The organism is Bradyrhizobium sp. 17 (assembly GCF_023073515.1).
In the GTDB taxonomy this organism is placed as follows: domain Bacteria; phylum Pseudomonadota; class Alphaproteobacteria; order Rhizobiales; family Xanthobacteraceae; genus Bradyrhizobium; species Bradyrhizobium canariense_D.
On sequence record NZ_JADPJQ010000012.1, the window covers coordinates 320,375 to 344,955 of the forward strand.

Sequence of the window (24,581 nt, forward strand, 5' to 3'; positions counted from 1 at the left end):
ACATGCTGTCGGCCCATGACGGCATGCGCTTGCGGTGACGCTTAGGGCAGCGCGCGCGAATTCCCTAATTGAAAGCCTCTTAGAAGGAGTCTTAAAAACGGTCTTGGAAGCGATCCAACATGTTCCCGGATTGCCGAAACGTCAGCGCGAAATCTTCTCGCTCTCAAGCATCTCGGCGGCGATTGCCGTCAATTGATCGACCTGCCGCAGCAGCGTCTCGAACTCGGCTTCGCTCAGATGTTCGCGCAAACGCCGATTGCGCTCCTGCGCACCGGCGACGATCGCATCGTGCGCCGCGAGGCCCGTTGCGGTCAGCGAGACCAGCACCTCGCGGCTATCCTTCGGGTTCGCCGATTTCGCGATCAGCTTGCGCGACACGAGTTCCGCAAGCGCGCGGCTGATCTGCCCCTTGTCCTGGCCGACGGCTTCCGCGAGCCGCGCCACGCTCATCGGCGGCCGCCGGCCAAGCGAGGCGACCAGGCCGAACTCGACCGATGACAATCCGGCGAGACGCTTGTAGCGCAGGATGGCGCCGCGCTTGAGCAAATTGGCCAGCACCATCAGCCGCGACGACAGCATGACGGTGATCGGCGCCAGCGACTGACTTTCGTCCGCATCGGACGATGTGCGCCCGTCCCTGCCTGATGTCTGGCTCATGGTCCACCTCTGCCAAGAAAGCCGCGGCGTGCCAAGTCTTGGTAGCGCGACCTCCCCAGCCTGATCCGAATGCGATTAAGAGGCATTTGGAAATCGTTGACATTGTCATCGATCTAATCTTCACTTGGTACAAGGCATCAAAAAAGCCCGGCCGGTACGGCCGATTGCGGGAGGACCAGCATGACCATCACGCAGCGGGATCGCGATCTCGGAACGGCCTATGCGATGAAGCCGGCGCACACCCGCACCGAGCTCACCTCGGTCATGCGCGGCACGCCGATGGGCGAACTGCTCCGCCGCTACTGGCATCCGGTCGGGCTCATCAGAGACGCAACCGACACTCCGAAGAAGGTCCGCGCGCTCGGCGAGGATCTGGTGCTGTTCCGCGACAAGCACGGCCGCGCCGGCCTGCTGCACGCCCGCTGCTGCCACCGCGGCACCACGCTCTATTATGGCAAGGTCGAGGAGGACGGCATCCGCTGCTGTTATCACGGCTGGAAGTTCGACACGGAGGGCCATTGCCTGGAGCAGCCCTGCGAGCCCGATGGCGGCCAGTTCAAGGACAAGGTGCGCCAGCCCTGGTATCCGGTCGAGGAGCGCTACGGGCTCATCTTCGCCTATCTGGGCCCCGCCGAGAAACGCCCGGTGCTGCCGGCCTATGAGTGCCTGGAGACCATGGACGACGGCGAGTTCGTCGACGCCGACGATTCCTCGATCGGCGGCGGTGGTCCCGCGATCATCCCCTGCAACTGGCTCCAGCATTTCGAGAACGTGGTCGATCCCTACCACGTGCCGGTGCTGCACGGCTCGTTCTCGGGTCCGCAATTCACCAACATGATGGCATCGATGCCGGAGGTGACGTTCGACAAGACGCCGCGCGGGATCGCCGTGCGCTCGATCCGCAAGCAGGATGACGGCAAGGTGTTTTACCGCGTCACCGAGGCGGCGCTCCCCACCTTGCGCGTTGTGCCAAACCCGCGCGTGGCGCAATTCGCCCGCGTCGAGTCGATCGGCTGGACGCTGCCGATCGACGACACCTCGTTCCGCATCTACGTCGCCGGCCGCGTCAAGAACGCCGGCGACATCGGTCGCATGCGCTCGAAATTCAACGGCAAATTCTGGTGGGACATGACCGAGGAAGAACATCAGCGATTTCCGGGCGATTACGAAGCCCAGGTCGGCCAGGGACCGCAGACCATCCATTCCGAGGAGCATTTCGGCCAGAGCGACCGCGGCATCCTCATGATCCGACGCATGCTGAGCGACCAGCTCGAGGCGATGGAAGCAGGCCGCGATCCGATCGGAATCTCGTTCGATGCAAGCGCGCCTCCCGTCGAATTCGAAGCGGGGAATTACATCCGCGAAGGCTGACCTGCCAGCCCCAATCAGGGCTGGACCGACAACGATAACAAAGACTAATTGGGGGAAGCGATGGTCGATGTGACGTCACAAATGTCGGTGCAAACGGCCGCGACGGCAAAGCCCTCGGCGCGGCGCTATTACGTGCTAGGCCTGCTCACGATCATCTACGCGCTGAACTTCCTCGACCGCACGATCTTCAACGTGCTGATCGAGCCGATCAAGAAGGAGTTTCAGCTCAGCGATACCATGATGGGCCTGCTCGCGGGCTTCGGATTCGCGCTGTTCTACTCCCTGCTCGGCATCCCCATCGCGCGCGTCGCCGACCGGCTCAACCGGCGCAACATCGTCGCCGCCGCCTTCGCGTTCTGGAGCGCGATGACGGCGTTGTGCGGCGCCGCTTCGAGCGTCACCTCGTTGGCGCTGGCGAGGATCGGCGTCGGCATCGGCGAATCCGCAGGCTCGCCCGCCTCGCAATCGATCGTGGCCGACCTCTTCGCCAAGAACGAGCGTCCGCGCGCGCTCGGCATCTACGCCGTCGGCACCTATCTCGGCGTATTCCTCGGCTATTTCGTGGGCGGGTACGTCAACCAGCACTATGGCTGGCGGATGGCGTTCTACGTTGCGGGCCTGCCCGGCATCCTGCTTGCTATTGTCCTGTGGCTGACGATCTCCGAGCCGAAGCGCGGCGCCATGCAGGAGAATTTCGTGCCCGAGCCGCTCGGGCCGACGCTGCGCTTCCTGGCCTCGCAGCGAAGCTTCATCATCGTGCTGATCGGCTTCTGTCTCACCACTTACACGAACTATGCGACCGCGGCGTGGATCCCGCCGTTCCTGGCGCGTGTGCACCATCTGTCGAGCGCGGAGATCGGCACCTATGCCGGCACCTTCAAGGGTCTCGCCGGCATGGCCGGCACCCTGCTCGGCGGCTTCGTGGTGGCGCAGATCAGCCGCTGCGACGACCGCTGGAAGCTGTGGGCGCCCGCCATCACCTCGGGCCTTGCCGGCCCGGTGTTCGCGCTGTGCATGCTGACGCAGGACTTTGCGCTGATGGTGGCCACGCTGGCGCTGACCTCGTTCCTGGTCGGCTTCCATCTCGGACCGATCTTCGCGATCGCGCAGACGGTCGCCAAGCCGAGCATGCGGGCGCTGGCCTCCGCCCTGATCGCGCTCACTGCCACCTGCTTCGGCCAGGGCCTCGGCCCGCTCGCCGTGGGCGTGGTCAACGATGCCCTGAAGGGCGCTTACGGCGCCGACGCGGTGCGCTATTCCCTGCTCTCGGCGGCGGTCACGACCACGCTGGGGGCACTCCTGTTCGTCTGGGCGGCGCGCTCGATCCGGGACGATATCGGCCGGGCGGCCGCCTGACGCCGGTACAGGCCGCAAGCCCAGCGAAACCAACCGAGCGCATTAATGAAACCATTTTGCGGAACCCGCGAAACCATCCGGAAACAGACGGTCTTTACAAGACGAGCCATAGACGGCGGCAAAGCCCGTCGGGAGGCTCAGATGAACCACTCTATCCACTCTGCTGATCGTGCGACCCACCTGAAGATCGTGGTGGTGGCGCTGGTGGCCGGAATTGCAGTGGCCGGCTTCGGGATCGCAGCCCGCACCAATGCCGATTACAGCCAGACCGCCCATTCCGCCCATGTGATCAAGGCCGGGAAGCCGGTGGTGGTGACGAGCGCAGGGACGTCGGAGATCCGCTGACACCGCCCCGCTCGGGGCTGACAGACGCCGCCGCCTGGCGGCCTTTTTCGTTTTCCAGAGCAATGCTTAGCCGGGATGTGCCGACGAAGCGCAACATCCTTGACTTCACCCAGCCCCGCCTTTAAGTCCCCCCTCGTTCCGCGCGCTGTCAGCGAACCACGCGGGAGTAGCTCAGTTGGTTAGAGCGCCGGCCTGTCACGCCGGAGGTCGCGGGTTCGAGCCCCGTCTCTCGCGCCATTTTGGCAATTCCTTCATAGCCTTAGAGCAAACTTCTACACGCCTTTCGCGGCTGTGACGGCGATTGCCGGCATCCGTCGAGAACTTGCGCCATAGTCAGCCGAAGCCCGAATCGTCTAGGCCTTCCAGGACTTGGAGGGATCCCCACCCTTTACCGCCTTTTCCGGGGCCCCTGTGATTGAGGAGGCCAGATATGGCTAAGAAGGATTCCACGAAGAAGGCTGCCGCGCCCGCCACCATCACGCTCAAGCACCTCGCCGCCGACATTGCGGAGAGCCAGGACCTGTCGAAGAAGCGCGCCGAGGCCGTTCTGACCGACATGGTCGAACTCATCACCAAGCACCTGAAGAAGGGCGACCGCGTCCGCATCGTCGGCCTTGGCATCCTCCAGGTCCGCAAGCGCGCCGCCCGCACCGGCCGCAATCCCGCCACGGGCGAGCCGATCCACATCAAAGCCACCAAGAAGGTCGCCTTCCGCCCCGTCAAGGAACTAAAAGAGGCGATCTGACCACTCACGTTTCGTTAAGCCTGATCAGCCTCCTCCGGCCTCACCGCACCCTGCTTTTCTGGTATACCGCCTCTCTCCCCTGACCCGGCGGTTTGACCAGAAATGTCCTCCCTCACCTTTTCGCATACCGTGACCGAGCGCTTCCTGCGCTACGTCACCATCGACACCCAGTCCGATCCGGAATCCCCGAGCTCGCCCTCGACGGAGAAGCAGAAGGACCTCGGCCGCGTGCTCGCCGCCGAACTGAAGGCCATGGGCGTCGAGGACGCGCATCTCGACGACTTCGGCTACGTCTATGGAACGATTCCGGGCAACACACCTAAGAAGGTACCGGTGATCTGCTTCTGCTCGCACATGGACACTTCGCCCGACGTCACCGGCAAGAACGTCAAGCCGCAGATGGTGAAGAACTATCGCGGCGGCGACATCACGCTGCCGGGCGATACCAGCCAGGTGATCCGCTTCGCCGAGCATCCGGCGCTGAAGAACCAGATCGGCAACGACATCATCACCACCGACGGCACCACGCTGCTCGGTGCCGACAACAAGGCCGGCGTGGCTGAGATCATGGATGCCGCGCATTTCTTCATCAACAACCCGCAAGTGAAGCACGGCACCATCAAGATCCTGTTCACGCCGGACGAGGAGATCGGCCGCGGCGTCGACAATGTCGACATCAAGAAGCTCGGCGCTGATTTCGGCTACACCATGGACGGCGAGAGCGCGGGTAGCGTCGAGGACGAGACCTTCTCGGCGGACGGCGCCACCATCACCATCAACGGCGTCAGCGCCCATCCCGGCTATGCCAAGGGCAAGATGGAGCACGCCATCAAGATCGCCGCCGCCATCGTCGAGCGCCTGCCCCGGGAAGGCTGCTCGCCCGAGACGACATCAGGCAAGCAGGGTTTTCTGCATCCGATCGGGATCGAGGGTGCGCTGGAGCAGGCTACGCTCTCCTTCATTGTGCGCGACTTCACCGAGGAAGGGCTGAAGGAGAAGGAGATCCTGCTCGAGAACATCGTCAAGGACGTGATGAAGGATTTTCCGCGCTCGACTTACACATTCGAGGTGCGGGAGCAGTACCGCAACATGAAGCAGGTGATCGATCGCCACCCGCACATTCTTGAATACGCCATCGAAGCGATCCGCCGCGCCGGCCTGCGCCCGATGCGCACCGCGATCCGCGGCGGCACCGACGGCTCCCGCCTGTCCTTCATGGGACTGCCCTGCCCCAACATCTTCGCCGGCGAGCACGCATTTCACTCCCGGCTCGAATGGGTCAGCCGGCAGGACATGGAGAAGGCGGTGCAGACGATCGTCCATCTCGCCATGATCTGGGAGGAGAAGGCTTAGGCCTCTCGTCAAAAGGCAATATGGCCGGGATCGCTCCCGGCCATCGTCCTGCACGTTACGGCACCCGCATCGCACGCGGAGAGCGATGGAAGCGGTTGGAGCTCGCCATCCAGTTCGGGAGCGGCGCGCCGTCGCGATGCCGGCCACCGGCAACAGCCGCAGCCCAGGCCACCGCAGCGCCGATCAGGGTTGCTGCCGCAACGGAGAAGGCGACGATGATGGAGTTACGCCGCGCCCGATTGATGGCCGTCCTTGAATCCGCGATCAGCGTGTCGACCCGTCGCTCCGAGTCGGGTGCTGCAAGTCCCGTCAACGCGGCCACCTGCTGCACGAGGTAGGCCCGGTCATCGGTGCTGACGCCGCTGTGGCTCGACGACGTCATCAGGATGCGTCCCGCTTCGGCACGAGGTTCCCTGAGGTCGGTGTTGGGGGGCCGCCGCGCTGCGCGAAACAGCTTATCCAGCTCGTAGCTCAACAGAGGCTCGGCGGCGGAGGTACTGCTCGCCGAACTGCGCATCGGCGAGCGGTCAATCGCAGCTGCGCCGAGCATCGCGAGCAGAGCGGCACCAAGCAGCACGGCGAGCGCCCAGGACATCAGGCCATGCAGCCCGTCCCGCCGTTCGCCCTCGTCTTCGATCGTTGTGACCGCCGGGGCTGGTCGCGTCGTCCGGCCGGCGATATAGCCGCCGAAGCCGAAGCTGATAATCGCCTGGATGATCAGATACAGCCCCGACAGCAAAGCCAGCGCCGCCGATGCATCGCGCCATGTCGGCGAGGCTGAACTGACGCCCAGGCCGACGGCGACTCCAAAGCCGACCAGGATGAACGACATTGCGCCGGCAGCCAAAGCGCCTGCGATCACCGAGCTCCACTGGATGATGCGCCTTTCATCGGCAGCGACGCCGCCGCCTTCCACGATGTCTTCCCGTATGAGAGTTTCCATGGTCATCGCCGCTCTCTCAGCGCAAGCCGAAGAACGACAAGATCGCCATGACCACCACGATCAAGCCGATGAGATAAATCAATCCGTCCATGGTCCGTCCTCCTCAATTTCTCCTCGTCGCTAATCACAATGAACAAGGAACGTTCCAAATTGGACCGAGCCCGCGGGAACGAACCCGCGCGATGCGGATTATCTGTCCAAGTCCCAAGGATGAAGTTTGTGAGCACGAAAGCCTCAGCCGGTAAGTCCCGGCTGGGGCTTTCTTTTTGTGCGCCGGTTCCTGTCCTATGTTAACGACGCCGGCTCTCGGATCATCAAGGATGCGCTCGGGGCGGGAACCTCCGGATCGGGAGAGCCGCGTGGATCGCAGAACCGCGTGCCTTCATCAGGCAGATGCATTCCGGGAAAAGGCGATCGCCGATCCCGAGCACCACGACCAGTGGATCGATGAAGCCATCAAATGGCTGGAACGGGCCATGGAAGCGGGCTGCCGCGCCGTCGTCACGGTCGAAGGCGGCGATATGCCGAACGTGGCACGCGGAGCGGCAGCCGATGCTCGGCTGAGCTTGATCACACGCCAATGAGAAGAGCTGCCGTCTTCGCGAGCGCTGCGGCAATTGTTCCCGGAACGTAACAATGTTGCGGGTCGACACTGTTCCCAACGCCATGCTAGGCCGGGCGCAGACCGCAACCAGAGTGACGTCGTGCTCGCGAACCGCCAGCCCTCAGGATCATGCCGGCCGCGCAACTGGCGCGGGCTGCTGTCTGTGCTGATCGCGGTCGTCTACCTGCTCGCGGGAGCGCTGCATGGCCTGCACGACATCGACGTCACCACGCCCGGTGGCGGCTCGGAGATCAGCGCGGTGCTTGACGGCTCGGCGGATCACAACGACCACAAGGCCATCGGCGGGCATCATTGCCATGGCTGCTTCTCGGTGACGGTGGCGCAGCCGACGCCACCGGCCGGATCGATCGGGCTCGTGTCCGCATCGCGCCCGCAACGCGCACCCCGGCTCGCCGGCATTGTTCCCGACACCGACTCCCCGCCTCCCAAACATATGGCCTGAACGGATTGGTCGGGCGCCACGAGCGTCCATTCGGTTCATCCTCACAGGTCGGTTTCATGTTTTTCAGGGGAATGGCCGCGCGCCTGGCGTGCGCGGCAGCGTGTCTGATTGCCGGATCGGCGCTTGCGCCATCTCACGCCCAGACTCTGACGATGCGGAGCGCGCTTTCGCGCGCGCTGGCCGCGAGCCCGCGGCTGACCGCGGCGGAGCGCGATGTCGGCATCGCCACGGGCCAGCGCATCCAGGCAGGTGCGCTTCTCAATCCGGAACTGACCTACGAACAGGACAATTCGTTCGGGTCCGGCATCTATCGCGGCACACGATCGGCCGAGACCACGCTCCAGATCAGCCAGGCCTTCGAGCTGTTCGGCAAGCGCGACGCGCGGATTGCAGCTGGCGTCGCCGGCATCGAGGTCGCCGCGATCCAGCGCAAAGCCGTCAGGCTGGAGGTGCTGTCGGAGACCGCGATCGCCTTCCTCAGCGTGCTCGGCGCACAGCGGCGCATCCAGATCCTCGACGAGCAGATCACCGCCATCGACCGGCTGACGCCGCTTTTGAGCCGACGCGTCGAGGCCGGCGCCTCCTCGCCGGCCGAGACCGGCCGTGCGGAGGTGGCGTCCGCACTGGTGAAGGCCGACCGCGAGCGCTTCAAGGCGACGCTGGCCAGCGCCCGGCGCGAGCTTGCGGTCTTGATGGGCGACGCGGCACCGAAATTCGGCGAGGTCTCCGGACGGCTCGACACCATGGGCCGGCCGCCGACGTTCCAGTCGGTCGTCGCCGCGATCGATGCCAATCCGCAGCTGGTGCGCTGGACCGCGATCTATGCCCAGCGCAACGCCGAGCTGTTGCTGGCGCGGCTACGGCCCTATCCCGACGTGCGGATCGCCGCCGGCTGGCGCCATTTCAACGAGACCAATGACGACGCGGCGCGCCTCACCGTCTCGGTGCCGATCCCCGTGTTCGACCAGAACCAGGGCAATATCCTTTCGGCCCAGGAAAGCCTCGCCAAGACCAAGGCCGAGCGCGAGGCCAACCGCAACACGCTGATCGTGGTCGCCGGCCGCGCCTACGACTCGCTGCAGGGCTCGCTGCGCGAGCTCGCGGTGCTGCGCGAGAGCGCCATTCCCAAGGCCACCGAAGCCTCGGACGCCATCGCGCAAGGCTACGGCCAGGGCCGCTTCAGCCTGCTCGAAGTGCTCGATGCCCAGGCCAGCGTCGCCCAGGCGCGGCTGCGCGAGCAGGAGGCGCTGCAGAATTTCCACGCGGGGGTGGCGACCATCGAAGGGCTCGTCGGCAATCCCTTTACGCTGGCGCGGGAGAGCGCACGATGAAGACGTCCTCCACCATCCTCGTCGCATTCGTTGCCGCCGCACTTGGCGTCGCACTTGGCGCTTACGGCTATTCCCTGCTCGGCCCGGCCAGGGTCGAGCATGCCGAACACGCCGCGGACAAGAAGCCGGAGAAGCCGAACGACCATGTCGAGCAGGACGAGCACGGTGCCGACCGGATCCGCATCTCCGACGTCAAGCTTGCCGCCGCCGGCGTGACGCTGGCGGAAGCCGGGAGCGTCACGCTGACCGACACGCTCGCCTTCAACGGCATCCTGCGCGCCAACCAGGAAGCCGTGGTGCAGGTGACGCCGCGCTTTCCCGGCGTTGCCAAATCGATCCAGAAGCGCATCGGCGACGAGGTCGGCAAGGACGATCTGCTCGCCGCGATCGAGAGCAACCAGAGCCTCACCGTCTACGAGCTCAAGGCGCCGCTTGCCGGCACCGTCATCGAGCGGCAGATCTCGCTCGGCGAATACGCCTCCGAGCAGAAGCCGGCCTTCGTCGTCGCCGACCTCTCCACCATCTGGGTCGATCTGTCGATCTATCGCCAGGATCTGCGGCGCGTTCGTCTCAACGACGAGGTGCTGATCGATCCCGACGACGGCCGCGGCGAGATCAAGGGCACGATCGCCTACATGGCCCCGATCGGCTCGAGCGAGACCCAGACGGCGCTGGCGCGCGTGGTGCTGCCAAATCCGGACGGGCGCTTGCGTCCCGGCCTGTTTGTCACGGCACGGCTGATCCTCGCCGCCCGCAACGTCGCGGTCGCGGTGCGCAAAAGCGCGATCCAGACGCTGGAGAACAGGACTATCGTGTTCGTTCGTGAGGACGGCGACAAGATCGAGGCGCGCCCGGTGGAGCTTGGCGATTCCGACCCGCGCCATGTCGAGATCAAGGCCGGTCTATCGGCCGGCGAGCATTACGTCGCGGAAAACAGCTTCGTCGTGAAGGCGGAGATGGGCAAGGGCGAGGCCGAGCATGATTGAGCGTCTCATCGCGGTCTCGCTGCAGCAGCGCTGGCTGGTCCTGCTGCTCGCGCTCGGCGCCGTCGCTTTCGGAGCGTGGAATTTCCAACGCCTTCCGATCGACGCCGTGCCTGACATCACCAACGTCCAGGTCCAGATCAACACCCGCGCCCCCGGCTATTCGCCGCTGGAAACCGAGCAGCGCATCACCTTCCCGGTCGAGACCGCGATGGGCGGGCTGCCCAAGCTCGACTACACGCGCTCGCTGTCGCGCTACGGCCTGAGTCAGGTGACCGTCGTCTTCAAGGACGGCACCGACATCTATTTTGCCCGCCAGCTCGTCGGCGAACGGATCCAGCAGGTGAAGGACCAGCTTCCGGCCGGCGTCGAGGTCGCGATGGGACCGGTCTCGACCGGGCTCGGCGAAATCTTCATGTACACCGTCGAGGCCAAGGCGGGCGCGAAGACGCAAGGCGGCCACGACTATTCGCTGACCGACTTGCGCACCGTGCAGGACTGGATCATCAAGCCGCAGCTTCGCAACGTGCCGGGGGTGATCGAGGTCAACACCATCGGCGGCTTCGAGCGGCAATTCCATGTGCTCCCCGATCCCGGCAAGCTGATGGCCTACCGGCTCGGCTTTCGCGACGTCATGACGGCGCTCGCCGCCAACAATGCCGATGTCGGCGCCGGCTATATCGAGCGCAACGGCGAGCAATATCTGGTTCGCTCGCCGGGCCAGGTCGGCAATGTCGGCGAAATCAGGGACATCGTCATCGGCTCGCGCGGCGGCAATCCCGTCAGGATCAGGGATATCGCGACCGTCACCGAAGGCCGCGATTTGCGCACGGGAGCCGCAACGCGCGATGGCGAGGAAACCGTGCTCGGCACCGCCATGCTTTTGATCGGCGAGAACAGCCGCACCGTGGCGCGCCGTGTCGCGGCCCGGCTGGAGGATATCGCCAAATCGCTGCCCGACGGCGTCGTGACGCGGACCGTCTACGACCGCACCGATCTGGTCGAAGCCACCATCCGCACCGTCGAGAGCAATCTGCTGGAAGGCGCGGCCCTGGTCGTGGCCGTGCTGTTCCTGATCCTCGGCAACATCCGCGCCGCGCTGGTGGTGGCTTGCGTCATTCCGCTGTCCATGGCCATGACGGTCACCGGCATGGTCGAGACCAAGGTCAGCGCGAACCTGATGAGCCTGGGTGCAATCGATTTCGGCATCATCGTCGACGGCGCCGTGATCATCGTCGAGAACTGCCTGCGCATGCTGGCCGAGGTCCAGCGCGAGAAAGGCGGCCTGCTCACGATCTCCGAACGGCTGCGCGCGATCCGGAGTGGGTCGAGCGAGGTGATCAAGCCGAGCCTGTTCGGAACGCTGATCATCGCAGTGGTCTACCTGCCGGTGCTGACGCTGACCGGCGTCGAGGGCAAGATGTTCACGCCGATGGCCCTGACGGTGCTGATGGCGCTGGGTGCCGCGGTGCTGTTCTCCATCACCTTCGTGCCGGCGGCGGTTGCCATCTTCGTCACCGGCAAGGTGTCCGAACACGAAAACCTGTTCATGCGGCTGGCGAAGCGCGCCTATCTCCCCGTGCTCCGGCTGGCGATCGACCATCGCCTCGGCGTCGCAATCATGGCCGCCATCATCGTGGTCGCAAGCTGCGTTGCCGCCGCGCGCATGGGCGGCGAGTTCATCCCGAGCCTGGACGAAGGCGACGTCGCGCTGGCCTCGATCCGGATTCCCGGCACCAGCCTGACCCAGTCGCTGGACCTGCAAAAGGCGCTGGAAAAGCGCGTCAAGCAGATTCCGGAGGTGAAGGAGTTCTTCACCCGCATCGGCACCGCCGAGATCGCAACCGACCCGATGTCGCCGGCACAGACCGACGGCTACATCATGCTGAAGCCGCGCGCCGGATGGCCCGACCCTGGCAGCTCCAAGGCCGAGGTGATCGAGGCCATCGCCCGTGCCGCTGACGACATCCCCGGCAGCGCCTATGAGATCTCCCAGCCGATCCAGTTCCGCGTCAACGAGTTGATCTCCGGCGTGCGAAGCGACGTCGGCGTCAAGATCTTCGGCGACGACCTCGAGATCCTGCAAGGCGCGGCAAAACAGGTCGAAGCCGCGATCCGCGGCATCCGCGGCGCCAGCGACGTCAAGATCGAGCAGGTCTCGGGCCTGCCGATCCTCACCGTCCGCCTCGACCGCCAGGCGCTCGCCCGGTATGGGCTCAGCATCAGCGAGGTGCAGGGCATCGTCGAGATCGCGGTCGGCGGCAAGTCGGCCGGCAAGCTGTTCGAGGGCGACCGCCGCTTCGACATCGTCGTGCGCCTGCCGGAACATCTGCGCGGCGATCTCGAGGTCATCCGGGCGATCCCGATCCCGCTGCCGCCGGGTGAGGAAGCAGCAATCGGCGCGCCAATCCGGACCGCATTGCCCGCCCCTCCCCTTGCCCAGATGCGCTATGTGCCGCTGTCGTCGGTCGCAACCGTCGAAGCGACGCCTGGCCCGAACCAGATCAGCCGCGAGAACGGCAAGCGGCGCATTGTGGTCACCGCCAATGTCCGCGCGCGCGATCTCGGCTCCTTCGTCACCGAGGCCGAGGCAGCCGTCGCGGAGAAGGTCAAGCTGCCGCCGGGCTACTGGATCGGCTGGGGCGGACAGTTCGAGCAATTGGTCTCCGCCACCAAGCGGCTGACGCTCGTGGTGCCGTTGGCGCTGCTGCTGGTCTTCCTGCTGCTGTTCATGGGCATGGGATCGGCGGCTGATGCGGCGCTCGTGTTCTCCGGCGTGCCGCTGGCACTGACCGGCGGCGTCATGGCGCTGCTGCTGCGCGGTATTCCGCTGTCCATCAGCGCCGGCGTCGGCTTCATCGCACTGTCGGGCGTCGCTGTCCTCAACGGGCTCGTCATCATCGCCTTCATCGAGCGGCTGCGCAGCGAGGGCCAACCCGTTACCGACGCGGTGCGCGAGGGCGCGCTGACACGCCTGCGTCCGGTGCTGATGACGGCGCTGGTCGCGTCCCTCGGCTTCGTGCCGATGGCTCTTGCCACCGGGGCCGGCGCCGAGGTGCAGCGGCCGCTCGCGACTGTGGTGATCGGCGGTATCATCTCCTCAACCGTGCTGACGCTGCTGGTGCTGCCGGCGCTCTACGTGCTGTTCCGCCGTGACGGGGCTGCCGAAACGCCTACAATGGCGCCTGATTTGGCAGCGTCCAGGGAGCGATAGAGGTGGGCAGCCACGACCATCACGGCCATCATCACGATGATCATAGCCACGGCCATGATCACGATCATGGTGGCCACGCCCATGCCCATGCGCCCGCCAGTTTCGGCAAGGCGTTCGCAATCGGCATCTCACTCAACACCGCGCTGGTCGCGGCGGAGGCCGTCTACGGCTATATCGGCAACTCCACGGCTCTGCTTGCGGATGCCGGCCATAATCTTAGCGACGTGCTCGGCCTGGTCGTGGCCTGGTGCGCGTCGATCGCGGCGCGGCGCGCGCCCAGCGGCCGCTTCACCTATGGCCTGCGCGCCTCCACCATCCTGGCGGCGCTGGCGAACGCGGTGTTCCTGCTGGTCGCAACCGGCGCGATCGGCTGGGAAGCGATTTTGCGCCTGCGGGAGCCGGAGCCGGTCGCCGGCATCACCGTGATGGTGGTCGCCGGCATCGGCATCCTCATCAACGGTTTTACCGCCATGTTGTTCGCGCGCGGTCGCAAGGACGACATCAACATCGAAGGCGCCTATCTGCACATGGCGGCCGACGCCGCGGTCTCGCTCGGCGTCGTCATCTCGGCGGCGCTGATCATCTGGACCGGCTGGCTCTGGCTCGATCCCGTCACCAGCCTCGTCATCTGCGCCACCATCCTCTGGAGCACCACCAGCCTGCTCCGTGGCTCCATCGACATGTCGATGGCGGCGGCGCCCAGGGGCACCGACATTGCCGCGATCAAGATCCTTCTGCTGGAGCGGCCCGGCGTCACTGCGATCCACGATCTCCACGTCTGGCCGATCTCGACCACCGAGACGGCGCTGACCTGCCACCTCGTCATGCCCACCGGCGCCGGCGATGCCTTCCTGATGGAGACGGCGCAGATGCTGAAGCGCTCCCACCGCATCGGCCACACCACGCTTCAGATCGAGACGCATCCGGACAATGGCTGCGCGCTGGCGCCGGATGACGTGGTGTGAGGTAGTTGCGTTGCTGCGTCCCCATCGTCATTGCGAGGAGCGAAGCGACGAAGCAATCCAGACTGCCTCCGCGGAGAACGGTCTGGATTGCTTCGCTGCGCTCGCAATGATGGGGACAGAGCGACGCCTACGCCGCCTTCGCCGTCACGATCCAGATCGCGCCCTGGAGCGCCACGCTCTGACCCTTCAGGAACGGCGCGAGCGTCTCGCGGATCGAGGCTTTTGCCGCGGCATAGGTCTCCGGCGGATGCCCTTGCAGCGCGCGGCTCGCCGGGCCGATCTGGAGCGAGCCTTCGACCGCGGCATCGAGCCCGCCGCCAATCGCGACGTCCATCGCGAGATTGTGCGGCTCCATCGCGACGTCGACGAAGCCCGCGCCTTTCAGGATGCGCGTCACGCGCTCTTCGGAGGCGAAGGCGAACGGGCCCGGCTCCTCCGGCCCGACCGGCGGCATCTTGGGAACGTGCTTGTAGACCGCCATAAGCGGCGCCATCATCCACGGATTTTCCTTCGGCTCGCGCCAGCAGGCAAACGCCAACCGTCCCGTCGGCTTCAGCGCGCGGCGGAGATTGGTGAAAGACGCGATGGGATCGGCGAAGAACATCACGCCGAACCGCGAGGCCAGCAGGTCAAAGCTCGCCGGCTCGAACGGATGCACCGTCGCATCGGCCAGCACGAAATCGAGCGGCAGGCCTTTTGGCGCAAACGCGCGCGCCTGCGACAGCATCGGCTCGGAGACGTCGAGCCCGAGCGCAAAGCCATCAGGCGCGACAGCCTTCGCGAACGCGAACGTCGTCGCACCGGAGCCACAGCCGATGTCGAGGACGCGCTCGCCCGGCTTCGGCCTGGCGCGGGCGATCAGCACGTCGGCAATGGGTCCCAGCAGGCTCTCCTGCGCCGCATGGCGATCGGCCCAGCGCTGCCCGCTGGGGCCATTCCAGTAGGCGATCTGATCGGCGTTCTGCTCGTGTCCGCTTGGTTGTTGCATCAGGGCCTCTGTGGCTCGGTATCGCCCGCCTGCGCCTATCGGCTTCGGCGCGGCAGCCTTCGTTCGCTTCGCGCCAATAACGTGTGAGGCTGGCTCGCCGAGCCGAAGCTCGCGAAGCGAGCAAAGGCTGGTGGGCGGTGAGAGATTCGAACTCCCGACCCTCTCGGTGTAAACGAGATGCTCTAACCAGCTGAGCTAACCGCCCCTCGCCGCTTCTTTATCCCTACCGGCCCCGAACGGGCAAGCGCGGAACGCCAATTCCAGGGCCTCAATCCTGTGGCCGGCCCGGCAGCAGCGGCACCGCGTCGATCCACACCGCCGCCGACTGGCACCAGATCTGCCTGACGGGCCGCAATTTGTCGCGCTGGCGGATGCTGCCCCAGCGGATGCCCCAATCGTCCTCCTGGTCGCCGTCGCCGCTCGTGAACAGCGGGGAACCGCAGTCGGCGCAAAAGTGCTGGAAGCGCATCCGGCCGTTGTCGCCGCGCTTGCCGTAGATCCTGGGCGTGCCGGCAGTCAGGCGGACTTCGGCGCCCGAACAGACGGCCGTCACCCGGAAGGGCGAGCCGGTCAGTGTCTGGCAATCGGTGCAGTGGCAGACCGACACCGTCTCCGGGTCGATCTCGGCTTCAAAGGTAATCTCGCCGCAATGGCATTGCCCGTCGATGTGCATTGTCGTCATCCGCTGCCCAAAACAAAATGCCCCACAAAAAAACGGCGCCCGAAGGCGCCGTTTTATCATCTTTTTCGAGCTGCGATCTCAGTGAGCGGTCAGGCCGCCGGCGGCTTCGTCGCCGTCCGGCTTCACCGTCACCTTGGTGTCCTCTTCCCAGACGATCGGCACTGGCTTCTTGACCAGCGCCTTGGCGACGACGTCGTCGAGGCGCGAGACCGGGATGATCTCCATGCCGCCCTTGATCGCATCGGAAATCTCCGTGAGATCCTTGGCGTTGTCCTCAGGAATCAGCACCGTCTTGATGCCGCCGCGGGCAGCAGCCAGCAGCTTCTCCTTCAGGCCGCCGATCGGCAGCACGCGGCCGCGCAGCGTGATTTCGCCGGTCATCGCGACATCGTGGCGGACCGGGATGCCGGTCATGACCGAGATGATCGCGGTGGCCATCGCCACGCCCGCCGACGGACCGTCCTTCGGCGTCGCGCCTTCCGGCACGTGCACGTGGATGTCGCGCCGGTCGAACAGCGGCGGCTCGATGCCGTAGACGATCGCGCGCGAGCGGACATAGGACGCCGCCGCCGAGATCGATTCCTTCATCACGTCACGCAGATTGCCCGTGACCGTCATCTTGCCCTTGCCGGGCATCATGACGCCTTCGATCGTCAGCAACTCGCCGCCGACATCGGTCCAGGCAAGGCCGGTGACGATGCCGACCTGCGGCTCGCTCTCGATCTCACCGTAGCGGTACTTCGGCACGCCCAGAAGCTCTTCGAGAGTCTTCTCGGTGATCTTGACCGACTTCTTCTTGGAAATCATCAGCTCCTTCACCGCCTTGCGGGCGAGTGTGGAGAGCTCACGCTCCAAATTGCGCACGCCCGCTTCGCGGGTGTAGCGGCGGATCAGAAGCAGCAGCGCGTCGTCGTCGATCGAGAACTCCTTGGAGTCCAGGCCGTGCTTGGACACCGCGGTCGGGATCAAGTGCTTGCGCGCGATCTCGACCTTCTCGTTCTCGGTGTAGCCCGCGATCCGGATGATCTCCATGCGGTCCATCAGCGGTCCCGGAATATTGAGCGTATTCGCGGTCGTGATGAACATCACGTTGGACAGATCGTAGTCGACCTCGAGATAGTGGTCGTTGAAGGTCGCGTTCTGCTCGGGGTCGAGGACCTCGAGCAGCGCCGAGGACGGATCGCCGCGGAAATCGGCGCCCATCTTGTCGATCTCGTCCAGCAGGAACAGCGGATTGGACGACTTCGCCTTCCGCATCGACTGGATGATCTTGCCCGGCATCGAGCCGATATAGGTGCGGCGGTGCCCGCGGATCTCGGCCTCGTCGCGCACGCCACCGAGCGAGACGCGCACGAATTCACGCCCCGTCGCCTTCGCGATCGACTTGCCGAGCGAGGTCTTGCCGACGCCGGGAGGGCCGACGAGGCACAGGATCGGGCCCGTCAGCTTGTTGGCGCGCGACTGTACGGCGAGATACTCGACGATGCGGTCCTTGACCTTCTCCAGCCCGTAGTGATCCGCATCCAGAACCGCCTGCGCGGCTTCCAGATCCTTCTTCACCTTGGACTTCTTGTTCCACGGAATCGACAGCAGCCAATCCAGATAGTTGCGCACGACGGTCGCTTCCGCGGACATCGGCGACATCTGGCGCAGCTTCTTCAATTCATGCTGCGCCTTCTCGCGCGCTTCCTTGGAGAGCTTGGTCTTGGAGATCTTCTCTTCGAGATCGGCGAGCTCGTCGCGACCGTCGTCGTCGCCGAGCTCCTTCTGGATCGCCTTCATCTGCTCGTTGAGATAGTACTCGCGCTGGGTCTTCTCCATCTGGCGCTTGACGCGCGAGCGGATGCGCTTCTCGACCTGGAGCACCGAGATCTCGCTCTCCATCAGGCCCAGCACCTTCTCCAGGCGCTGCGTGACCGACAGCGTCTCCAGGATGCCCTGGCGATCCGCGATCTTGACGGCGAGATGCGAGGCGACGGTGTCGGCGAGCTTGGCAAAATCGGTGATCGCCTGCACGACGCCGACGACCTCGGCCGAGATCTTCTTGTTGAGCTTCACGTAGCTCTCGAAGTCGGACACGACGGAGCGCGCCATGGCCTCCGCCTCGACCGACTTCGCATCGGTATCGGCGAGCGCAATCGCGGTCGCTTCGTAATAGTCGGCGCGATCGGTGTACTTCTGCACGCGCGCCCGCTCGAGCCCTTCGACCAGCACCTTCACAGTGCCGTCGGGAAGCTTCAAGAGCTGGAGCACGCTGGCAAGCGTACCGGTCTCGTAAATGGAATCGGGTGCCGGATCATCGTCGGACGCGTTCTTCTGGGTCGCGAGCATGATCAGCGCGTCGTTCTTCATCACCTCTTCGAGCGCGCGGATCGACTTCTCGCGGCCGACGAAGAGCGGAACGATCATGTGCGGGAAGACGACGATGTCGCGCAGGGGCAGCACGGGATAGGCGTGCGTTTCGCCATGGACGATGGTTGGCCTGGGTTTTGGATTGGTCATGGCCTTTTCCTTTTGCTTTGCCCCCTTGCACGCAGCCCGCCATGCTCATGCGCAACCGCCACAAGGTGCCGAGGTGACCCGCAATACCGATCGCTCCTTTTGAGGTTGGACCGGCTTGCCGAATCGGAACTGAGGCGAATCTTGAAGAGAATTTTTACTCGCCGCCGACATTAGGTGGCTATCGACCCGGGGGGTGTCAAGTCATTGAAAGACGCGCGCCATCAGGCGCTTACGCACGCAATAAGCGACGCAACACCGGCTGCGGAGATACTTTCCGCAGCCCCTGCTTGAGGAGACGATTGGAGCGTTCCAGCGCCGAAATCAGGCGCTGGCGTTCTCGACGGCGCGATCGGACCGATCGGCGTAGATGTAGAGCGGACGCGCCGTTCCTTCCACGACTTCGCGGGAAATCACGACTTCTTCCACACCTTCGAGGCCCGGCAGGTCGAACATGGTCTCGAGCAGGATCGCCTCGAGGATTGAACGCAGCCCCCGCGCACCGGTCTTGCGCTCGATCGCCCTGCGGGCAACCGCGCCAAGCGCCTCGTCGGCGAAGGTCAGCTCGATGTTCTCCATCTCGAACAGCCGCTGGTACTGCTTCACCAGCGCGTTCTTCGGCTCGACCAGGATCTTCTTGAGCGAAGCCTCGTCCAGATCCTCCAGCGTCGCCACGACGGGCAGACGGCCGACGAATTCCGGGATCAGGCCGTACTTCAGGAGATCCTCAGGCTCGACATGACGGAAGATTTCGCCGGTGCGGCGGTCTTCCGGTGCGAGCACCTGAGCGGCGAAACCGATCGAGGTCGAACGTCCGCGTGCCGAGATGATCTTTTCGAGGCCCGAGAACGCACCACCGCAGATGAACAGGATATTGGTGGTGTCCACCTGCAGGAACTCCTGCTGCGGATGCTTGCGGCCGCCCTGCGGCGGGACCGAAGCCACCGTGCCTTCCATGATCTTGAGCAGCGCCTGCTGCACGCCCTCACCCGACACGTCGCGCGTGATCGAGGGATTGTCGGACTTGCGGCTGATCTTGTCGATTTCGTCGATGTAGACGATGCCGCGCTGGGCACGCTCGACATTGTAGTCGGCGGCCTGGAGCAGCTTCAGGATGATGTTCTCGACGTCCTCGCCGACATAGCCGGCTTCGGTCAGCGTCGTCGCATCCGCCATCGTGAACGGCACGTCCAGGATGCGGGCGAGCGTCTGCGCGAGCAGCGTCTTGCCCGAGCCGGTCGGACCGATCAGCAGGATGTTCGACTTCGCAAGCTCGACGTCGTTGTGCTTGGTCTGGTGGTTGAGGCGCTTGTAGTGATTGTGCACCGCGACCGAGAGGACCTTCTTCGCATGGTTCTGGCCGATCACGTAATCGTCCAGCACCTTGCAGATTTCCTTCGGCGTCGGAATCCCGTCGCGCGACTTCACCAGCGAGGATTTGTTCTCCTCGCGAATGATGTCCATGCAGAGCTCAACGCACTCGTCGCAAATGAAGACCGTGGGACCCGCGATCAGTTTGCGCACTTCGTGCTGGCTCTTGCCGCAGAACGAGCAATACAGCGTGTTCTTGGAGTCGCTCGTGCCGACCTTACTCATTCATGTCTCCGTCCGCGGTTCGATCCCGTCCGCTCGATCGCCCTATTCCGGCACGACAGCCGGTACAGTCCTTCAAATAGAGCAAATTCCGTACCAAAAAAGACCCTACGCGTTACATGCCGTGCGAATCGCGGTCATTCGATTCCCCGCGATCATAGCCGATCAGTCATAGCGAACCATGCTGGCACCCGACTATCAAGAATTCGCTAATCGGGGGTCGCCGGCTACCCGTGACAATACCGTGATTTCCGGTCTTGGCACGGGCGAAGTGATCGAAATCACCCCGGCGTTGCTGGATTGCCACGAAAAACAAGCACGAAAGCGGAACTTTCTGCCTGTCGCAGGGCGCAAAAGTGCGTTTTGCGACGCGCGCACGTGTCCTTAACGTGAACGCTCCCTGATGTGCCCGCGGTCCCAGAGGGATTGCCGGCACAGTAGTGCTACGGGGTCTTCGGCGACGCGGTTTCCTCGGCGCGCTTGTCGATCACCCTGTCGACCAGGCCGAACTCCTTGGCGTCGCTCGCGGTCAGGAACTTGTCGCGTTCCAGCGCGTCCTCGATCGCCTTGTAGGTCTGGCCGGTGTGCTTCACGTAGATCTCGTTGAGCCGCTTCTTCAGGTTCAGGATTTCCTGGGCGTGCAGCATGATGTCGGTGGCCTGGCCCTGGAAGCCGCCGGAGGGCTGATGCACCATGATGCGCGCGTTCGGCAGCGAGAAGCGCATGTCCTTCTCGCCGGCGCAGAGCAGCAGCGAGCCCATCGAGGCGGCCTGGCCGGTGCACAGCGTCGAGACCGGCGGACGAATGAACTGCATGGTGTCGTAGATCGCGAGGCCCGACGTCACCACGCCGCCCGGCGAGTTGATGTACATCGAGATTTCCTTCTTCGGATTTTCCGCCTCAAGGAACAACAGCTGCGCGACGATCAGCGTCGACATGCCGTCCTCGACCGGCCCGGTCAGGAAGATGATGCGCTCTTTCAGAAGGCGCGAGAAAATGTCGTAGGCGCGCTCGCCACGGTTGGTCTGCTCGACCACCATGGGCACGAGGTTCATGTAGGTTTCAACCGGATCGCGCATGAGTCACCTAGGGTTTTGAAGAGGCGGACATCGCCAGGCCCGGCTGCCAGTCGGGGCTGGATCTGCCGGAAGGCCGATGGACGTCCCGTGATGCAGGAACTTGGCAGAAGAACTTGGTAGAGGCACTTGGCAGAAGCAGAGGGCGTAGCGACAGATATAGCCCAATTCGCGCCTGACAAGTGCGGAGCGAATTAAGGCTTAATCCGTGAGGCAGTTGAAGCTGATTCGTACAAAGAGGCCCAGCCGGCCACCTGGCTAGCTCGACCTCTTCGCTGATCATCCTTAATGCAAGGCTATCCTGGAGGCTCTCCTAAAGGCTCTTCTGGAGCCCTCAGGCCGCGGTCTTTTCCGCCTCGTCGTCCTTGTAGAGATCGTCGCGCGAGACCTTCTTCTCGGTCACCTTGGCAAGCTCGAGGATGAAGTCGACGACCTTGTCCTCATAGATCGGTGCACGAAGCTGGGCCAACGCTTGGGCGTTGCTGCGGTAATAGTCCCAGACCTCCTTCTCGCGGCCCGGCATCGAGCGCGCCCGCTCGATCACGGCGCGGCCGACCTCGTCATCGGTCACGGAGATCTTGTTCTTCTCGCCGATCTCCGAGAGCACGAGGCCGAGCCGCACGCGACGATCGGCGATCTTGCGGTACTCTTCCTTGGCGGCGTCTTCAGTGGTGTCTTCGTCGGCGAAGGTCTTGCCGGCGGAGTCCATCTCGGCCTTCACCGAGTTCCACATCAGATTGAACTCCTCGTCGACCAGCGAGGGCGGAGCCTCGAAGCGATGGGCCTCGTCGAGGCGGTCGAGCAGCGCGCGCTTGACGCGCTGGCGGGTCGCGGTCGCGAACTCGGCCACCAGCCGCTCGCGCGCCGCTTCCTTCAGCTTGTCCAGCGATTCCAGGCCGAGCGTCTTCGCGAACTCGTCGTCGATCGCGAGATCCTGCGGCGCCTCGATCAGCGTCGCGGTGGTCTCGAACTCGGCCGGCTGGCCGGCAAGCTTGTCGTTCATGTAGTTCTTGGGGAACGCCACCTTCAGCGTGCGGGTCTCGTTGGCGGCGATGCCGATGAGCTGCTCTTCGAAGCCGGGGATGAAGGTGTTGGATCCGATCACCACCTGGATGCCCTCGCCGGCGCCGCCTTCGAAGGCTTCGCCGTTGATGGTGCCCTTAAAGGCGACGGTGACGCGATCACCCGATTCGGCCTTGGCGCCCTCGCCCTTCGCGGCATAGCCACGGTTCGAATCGGCGATGCGCTTGATCGCCTCGTCGACGTCGGCGTCGGTGACTTCGGCCACGGGCTTTTCGACCTCGAAGGTCTTGAAGTCGGCGAGCGCAATCGACGGCACCACCTCGATCGCAACCGTGTAGGTCAGATCGGTTTTGCCGTTGAGCAGCTCCTCGACCTCGGCCTGCTCGGTCGGCATGGTGATCTTCGGTTCGGTCGCCAGGCGGAAGCCGCGCTCGGAGAACAGCTGAGTGTTGGTGTCGCGGATGGTCTGGTCGATGGTCTCGGCCATCACCGAGCGGCCATAGACCTTCTTGAGGTGCGTGACCGGCACCTTGCCGGGACGGAAGCCGTTGATGCGAACCTTGTCCTTGAGGTCGACGAGCTTGGCACCGGCCTTGGCGTCGAGATCAGACGCGGGAACGCTGATCTTGAACTCGCGCTTTAAACCTTCCGAGAGGGTTTCTGTGACCTGCATGGTGTCCAATCTTCTTCTCGTTCGGTCCCGGCGCGCATGCGTCGGGACGCTGTCATTAATCGATCCGGCGCGAGGCGAACGCCTCAACGCCGGTGGTTCATCGGACCGACTTCCGGCGGACAAACATCCGCGCGGGAGCAGATCGCGTAATCCGTGCAAACGCTGAAAGCGCTTGGTGCGGGCGGAGGGACTCGAACCCCCACAACTTTCGTCACTGGAACCTAAATCCAGCGCGTCTACCAGTTCCGCCACGCCCGCGTAAATTTGCATCAAGACCGGCCGCGATGCCGCGGGCGGCGGGCTTATAGCATGTGCCCGCCTGTTCGCAGCAAAAAAATGGCCCGATAGAGGCAGGCTTCACCTAGGCACGACGGCTGGACTTATCCAGCACGGCGTGGTCCGGATCGGCCCATGAAAACGCGGATCTTCGACCTGACGAGGCGCGAGGTTTTGGCCGGATTTGGCGCCTCTGCGGCCGGGCTGATGGCGGGCGGCGCAGTCCCGGCCGTGACCGCCCAACTCGCGCTTCAGGCAAGGCCGGCAACGCTGGCTCTGAGGTCGGGGCAGCCGGCTACACCCATCTGGGAGCTGGCCGCCGTCAGTCATCTCGGGGATGTCCGCCTCAAACGTGGCGACCGCTGCGAGGTGGTCTTCCGCAACGACCTGCCTGTGCCGCTTGCACCAGTTTGGTACGGCCTCAATGGCCCGGCCGCGGCCGACCCGCTTCGGGGTCGCGCACCGACGGCCCCGGACGCGACGGAAACATCAATCATTTCAGTGCCAACCGCGGGAACCCTGTTGGCCGACTTCCGGCTGTTCGAGGACGGCCTGAAGCAGCCCGCGCGCCCGCTTCCGATCATCGCCACCGAGACCAACACGGTCGCCGCCGATCGCGACGTGGTCCTCTTGATCGAGGAGTGGCGGCTGCGGCCGGATGGGACCGCACTTGCCCCGGGCCGGGACCCGAAGGACACATCCCCGCTCTATACAATCAACGGAACGACTTCATTCGAACTCTCAGCTTCAGCAAATGAGCGGCTGCGGCTGCGCTTTATCAACGGCTCGCAACGTTCTGTTCTGGCGATCAAATTGGAAAGTCACGAGGTCCACGTGGTGGCCCTGGACGGACAGCCGGCTGAGCCGTTCCCGGCTCGCAACGGCGCGCTGGTGCTGGCTCCCGGCGCACGCGCCGACGCCTTCGTGGATGCGGCCACATCGGCCCCATTCCTGCTGCATGACGGCAAGGAGGCGCGCCAGGTCGGCCGCCTGACGGTCTCCGGCAAGCTTGACCGGCGCGCGCCGCCGTTGCCGCTCTTGCCACTCCCTCCGAATGACCTACCCGACCGGCTCGATCTGAGGGGCGCCCTGCGATTCGATGTCGCTCTCGGGGCAGCCGACGCCGGGTGGGTACGGGCCGCAAATTTCTCGACGTCCTCCGCCCCCGCCTTTCGCACCAAGGCCGGCCGCACCGTCGTGTTGGCCCTCAAGAACCCCGCCTCCGTCGCAACCGTCTTCCATCTCCACGGCCACCATTTCCGCCTGCTCGACAAGCTCGACGACGGCTGGAAGCCCTATTGGCTCGACACGCTCGCGATCGAACCCGGCCAGACCCAGCGCATCGCATTCGCTGCGGCCTCTCCCGGGCGGTGGCTGATCGAATCCGTCGTCACCGACTGGGCCGCGCCGCGGCTGGTGCGCTGGTACGAGGTGGAGTGAG

20 protein-coding genes and 3 tRNA genes are annotated in these 24,581 nt (G+C 64.7%); 13 read left to right on the plus strand and 10 right to left on the minus strand.

All coding sequences use genetic code 11. The annotated features are described in order from the left end of the window. Positions 1-141: 141 nt before the first annotated feature. On the minus strand, positions 142-657 hold the full coding sequence (locus IVB13_RS02750) for a MarR family transcriptional regulator (protein ID WP_247397082.1): 516 nt from the start codon (positions 655-657) through the stop codon (positions 142-144). Positions 658-837: 180 nt separating this feature from the next. Between IVB13_RS02750 and IVB13_RS02755 the strand changes: the two genes are divergently transcribed. The 6 genes from IVB13_RS02755 (at position 838) to pepT (ending at position 5,827) form a co-directional block, all read left to right on the plus strand. Continuing rightward, a complete protein-coding gene (locus tag IVB13_RS02755) occupies positions 838-2,028 on the plus strand; it encodes an aromatic ring-hydroxylating dioxygenase subunit alpha (RefSeq protein WP_247375171.1) in 1,191 nt (396 codons plus the stop codon). 60 nt (positions 2,029-2,088) lie between these two features. Next, positions 2,089-3,384 (plus strand): MFS transporter, encoded by a 1,296-nt coding sequence (locus IVB13_RS02760; protein ID WP_346659038.1) that lies wholly within the window; start codon positions 2,089-2,091, stop codon positions 3,382-3,384. A gap of 141 nt (positions 3,385-3,525) precedes the next feature. Beyond that, entirely contained in the window at positions 3,526-3,729 is a 204-nt protein-coding gene (locus IVB13_RS02765) for a hypothetical protein (protein WP_247397079.1), read from the plus strand. A 160-nt stretch (positions 3,730-3,889) separates the two neighbouring features. Then, positions 3,890-3,966, plus strand: a tRNA-Asp gene (locus IVB13_RS02770). 193 nt (positions 3,967-4,159) lie between these two features. Continuing rightward, a complete protein-coding gene (locus tag IVB13_RS02775; protein ID WP_085353352.1) occupies positions 4,160-4,474 on the plus strand; it encodes an HU family DNA-binding protein in 315 nt (104 codons plus the stop codon). A gap of 102 nt (positions 4,475-4,576) precedes the next feature. After that, on the plus strand, positions 4,577-5,827 hold the full coding sequence (gene pepT, locus IVB13_RS02780) for a peptidase T (protein WP_085353354.1): 1,251 nt from the start codon (positions 4,577-4,579) through the stop codon (positions 5,825-5,827). A gap of 55 nt (positions 5,828-5,882) precedes the next feature. On the opposite strand, the gene IVB13_RS02785 is transcribed toward pepT, so the two are convergent. Next, on the minus strand, positions 5,883-6,776 hold the full coding sequence (locus IVB13_RS02785; RefSeq protein ID WP_018455101.1) for a hypothetical protein: 894 nt from the start codon (positions 6,774-6,776) through the stop codon (positions 5,883-5,885). Between the two features lie 353 nt (positions 6,777-7,129). Here IVB13_RS02785 and IVB13_RS02790 point away from each other — a divergent pair, with 353 nt between their 5' ends. The 6 genes from IVB13_RS02790 (at position 7,130) to IVB13_RS02815 (ending at position 14,330) form a co-directional block, all read left to right on the plus strand. After that, entirely contained in the window at positions 7,130-7,354 is a 225-nt protein-coding gene (locus IVB13_RS02790; protein WP_018455102.1) for a hypothetical protein, read from the plus strand. 120 nt (positions 7,355-7,474) lie between these two features. Then, positions 7,475-7,837: a hypothetical protein gene (locus IVB13_RS02795; RefSeq protein ID WP_085353356.1), complete on the plus strand. Its 363-nt coding sequence runs from the start codon at positions 7,475-7,477 to the stop codon at positions 7,835-7,837. Positions 7,838-7,893: 56 nt separating this feature from the next. Beyond that, a complete protein-coding gene (gene ihpA / locus IVB13_RS02800; protein WP_247487591.1) occupies positions 7,894-9,168 on the plus strand; it encodes a divalent metal ion exporter subunit IhpA in 1,275 nt (424 codons plus the stop codon). After that, complete coding sequence (ihpB, locus tag IVB13_RS02805; RefSeq protein ID WP_204511355.1) at positions 9,165-10,154, plus strand: divalent metal ion exporter adaptor subunit IhpB; 990 nt, start codon at positions 9,165-9,167, stop codon at positions 10,152-10,154. The genes ihpA and ihpB overlap by 4 nt, the downstream gene beginning before the upstream one ends. After that, on the plus strand, positions 10,147-13,365 hold the full coding sequence (locus IVB13_RS02810) for a CusA/CzcA family heavy metal efflux RND transporter (protein WP_247336876.1): 3,219 nt from the start codon (positions 10,147-10,149) through the stop codon (positions 13,363-13,365). The genes ihpB and IVB13_RS02810 overlap by 8 nt, the downstream gene beginning before the upstream one ends. 2 nt (positions 13,366-13,367) lie before the next feature. After that, positions 13,368-14,330, plus strand: coding sequence for a cation diffusion facilitator family transporter (locus IVB13_RS02815; protein WP_162496492.1), 963 nt, complete (start codon positions 13,368-13,370; stop codon positions 14,328-14,330). 127 nt (positions 14,331-14,457) lie between these two features. Here IVB13_RS02815 and IVB13_RS02820 read toward each other — a convergent pair whose 3' ends face one another. The 8 genes from IVB13_RS02820 to IVB13_RS02855 form a co-directional block, all read right to left on the minus strand. Beyond that, on the minus strand, positions 14,458-15,318 hold the full coding sequence (locus IVB13_RS02820) for a methyltransferase domain-containing protein (protein WP_085353363.1): 861 nt from the start codon (positions 15,316-15,318) through the stop codon (positions 14,458-14,460). A gap of 128 nt (positions 15,319-15,446) precedes the next feature. After that, positions 15,447-15,523, minus strand: a tRNA-Val gene (locus IVB13_RS02825). A gap of 63 nt (positions 15,524-15,586) precedes the next feature. Further along, positions 15,587-15,991, minus strand: a complete 405-nt coding sequence (locus IVB13_RS02830) for a GFA family protein (RefSeq protein WP_018455108.1) — start codon at positions 15,989-15,991, stop codon at positions 15,587-15,589. An 87-nt stretch (positions 15,992-16,078) separates the two neighbouring features. Next, positions 16,079-18,502, minus strand: a complete 2,424-nt coding sequence (gene lon, locus IVB13_RS02835; RefSeq protein WP_018455109.1) for an endopeptidase La — start codon at positions 18,500-18,502, stop codon at positions 16,079-16,081. 321 nt (positions 18,503-18,823) lie between these two features. Next, on the minus strand, positions 18,824-20,095 hold the full coding sequence (gene clpX / locus IVB13_RS02840) for an ATP-dependent Clp protease ATP-binding subunit ClpX (protein ID WP_007603503.1): 1,272 nt from the start codon (positions 20,093-20,095) through the stop codon (positions 18,824-18,826). A 440-nt stretch (positions 20,096-20,535) separates the two neighbouring features. Next, a complete protein-coding gene (locus IVB13_RS02845) occupies positions 20,536-21,171 on the minus strand; it encodes an ATP-dependent Clp protease proteolytic subunit (protein WP_007611005.1) in 636 nt (211 codons plus the stop codon). A gap of 331 nt (positions 21,172-21,502) precedes the next feature. Continuing rightward, positions 21,503-22,864 carry a trigger factor gene (gene tig / locus IVB13_RS02850; protein ID WP_085362115.1) on the minus strand — a complete coding sequence of 454 codons (1,362 nt, stop codon included), beginning with the start codon at positions 22,862-22,864 and terminating at the stop codon, positions 21,503-21,505. Positions 22,865-23,037: 173 nt separating this feature from the next. Beyond that, positions 23,038-23,122: transfer RNA gene (locus tag IVB13_RS02855), tRNA-Leu, on the minus strand. Between the two features lie 153 nt (positions 23,123-23,275). Here IVB13_RS02855 and IVB13_RS02860 point away from each other — a divergent pair. Further along, the gene (locus IVB13_RS02860) at positions 23,276-24,580 is read left to right on the plus strand and encodes a multicopper oxidase domain-containing protein (protein WP_247487593.1); all 1,305 of its coding nucleotides are present in this window, start codon (positions 23,276-23,278) and stop codon (positions 24,578-24,580) included. Position 24,581: the final 1 nt, after the last annotated feature.

Coding starts and splice junctions, on each gene's coding strand:
- IVB13_RS02750 (WP_247397082.1), bottom strand. CDS start 657: ATGAGCCAGACATCAGGCAGGGACGGGCGCACATCGTCCGATGCGGAC.
- IVB13_RS02755 (WP_247375171.1), top strand. CDS start 838: ATGACCATCACGCAGCGGGATCGCGATCTCGGAACGGCCTATGCGATG.
- IVB13_RS02760 (WP_346659038.1), top strand. CDS start 2,089: ATGGTCGATGTGACGTCACAAATGTCGGTGCAAACGGCCGCGACGGCA.
- IVB13_RS02765 (WP_247397079.1), top strand. CDS start 3,526: ATGAACCACTCTATCCACTCTGCTGATCGTGCGACCCACCTGAAGATC.
- IVB13_RS02775 (WP_085353352.1), top strand. CDS start 4,160: ATGGCTAAGAAGGATTCCACGAAGAAGGCTGCCGCGCCCGCCACCATC.
- pepT (WP_085353354.1), top strand. CDS start 4,577: ATGTCCTCCCTCACCTTTTCGCATACCGTGACCGAGCGCTTCCTGCGC.
- IVB13_RS02785 (WP_018455101.1), bottom strand. CDS start 6,776: ATGACCATGGAAACTCTCATACGGGAAGACATCGTGGAAGGCGGCGGC.
- ihpA (WP_247487591.1), top strand. CDS start 7,894: ATGTTTTTCAGGGGAATGGCCGCGCGCCTGGCGTGCGCGGCAGCGTGT.
- ihpB (WP_204511355.1), top strand. CDS start 9,165: ATGAAGACGTCCTCCACCATCCTCGTCGCATTCGTTGCCGCCGCACTT.
- IVB13_RS02810 (WP_247336876.1), top strand. CDS start 10,147: ATGATTGAGCGTCTCATCGCGGTCTCGCTGCAGCAGCGCTGGCTGGTC.
- IVB13_RS02820 (WP_085353363.1), bottom strand. CDS start 15,318: ATGCAACAACCAAGCGGACACGAGCAGAACGCCGATCAGATCGCCTAC.
- IVB13_RS02830 (WP_018455108.1), bottom strand. CDS start 15,991: ATGCACATCGACGGGCAATGCCATTGCGGCGAGATTACCTTTGAAGCC.
- lon (WP_018455109.1), bottom strand. CDS start 18,502: ATGACCAATCCAAAACCCAGGCCAACCATCGTCCATGGCGAAACGCAC.
- clpX (WP_007603503.1), bottom strand. CDS start 20,095: ATGAGTAAGGTCGGCACGAGCGACTCCAAGAACACGCTGTATTGCTCG.
- IVB13_RS02845 (WP_007611005.1), bottom strand. CDS start 21,171: ATGCGCGATCCGGTTGAAACCTACATGAACCTCGTGCCCATGGTGGTC.
- tig (WP_085362115.1), bottom strand. CDS start 22,864: ATGCAGGTCACAGAAACCCTCTCGGAAGGTTTAAAGCGCGAGTTCAAG.
- IVB13_RS02860 (WP_247487593.1), top strand. CDS start 23,276: ATGAAAACGCGGATCTTCGACCTGACGAGGCGCGAGGTTTTGGCCGGA.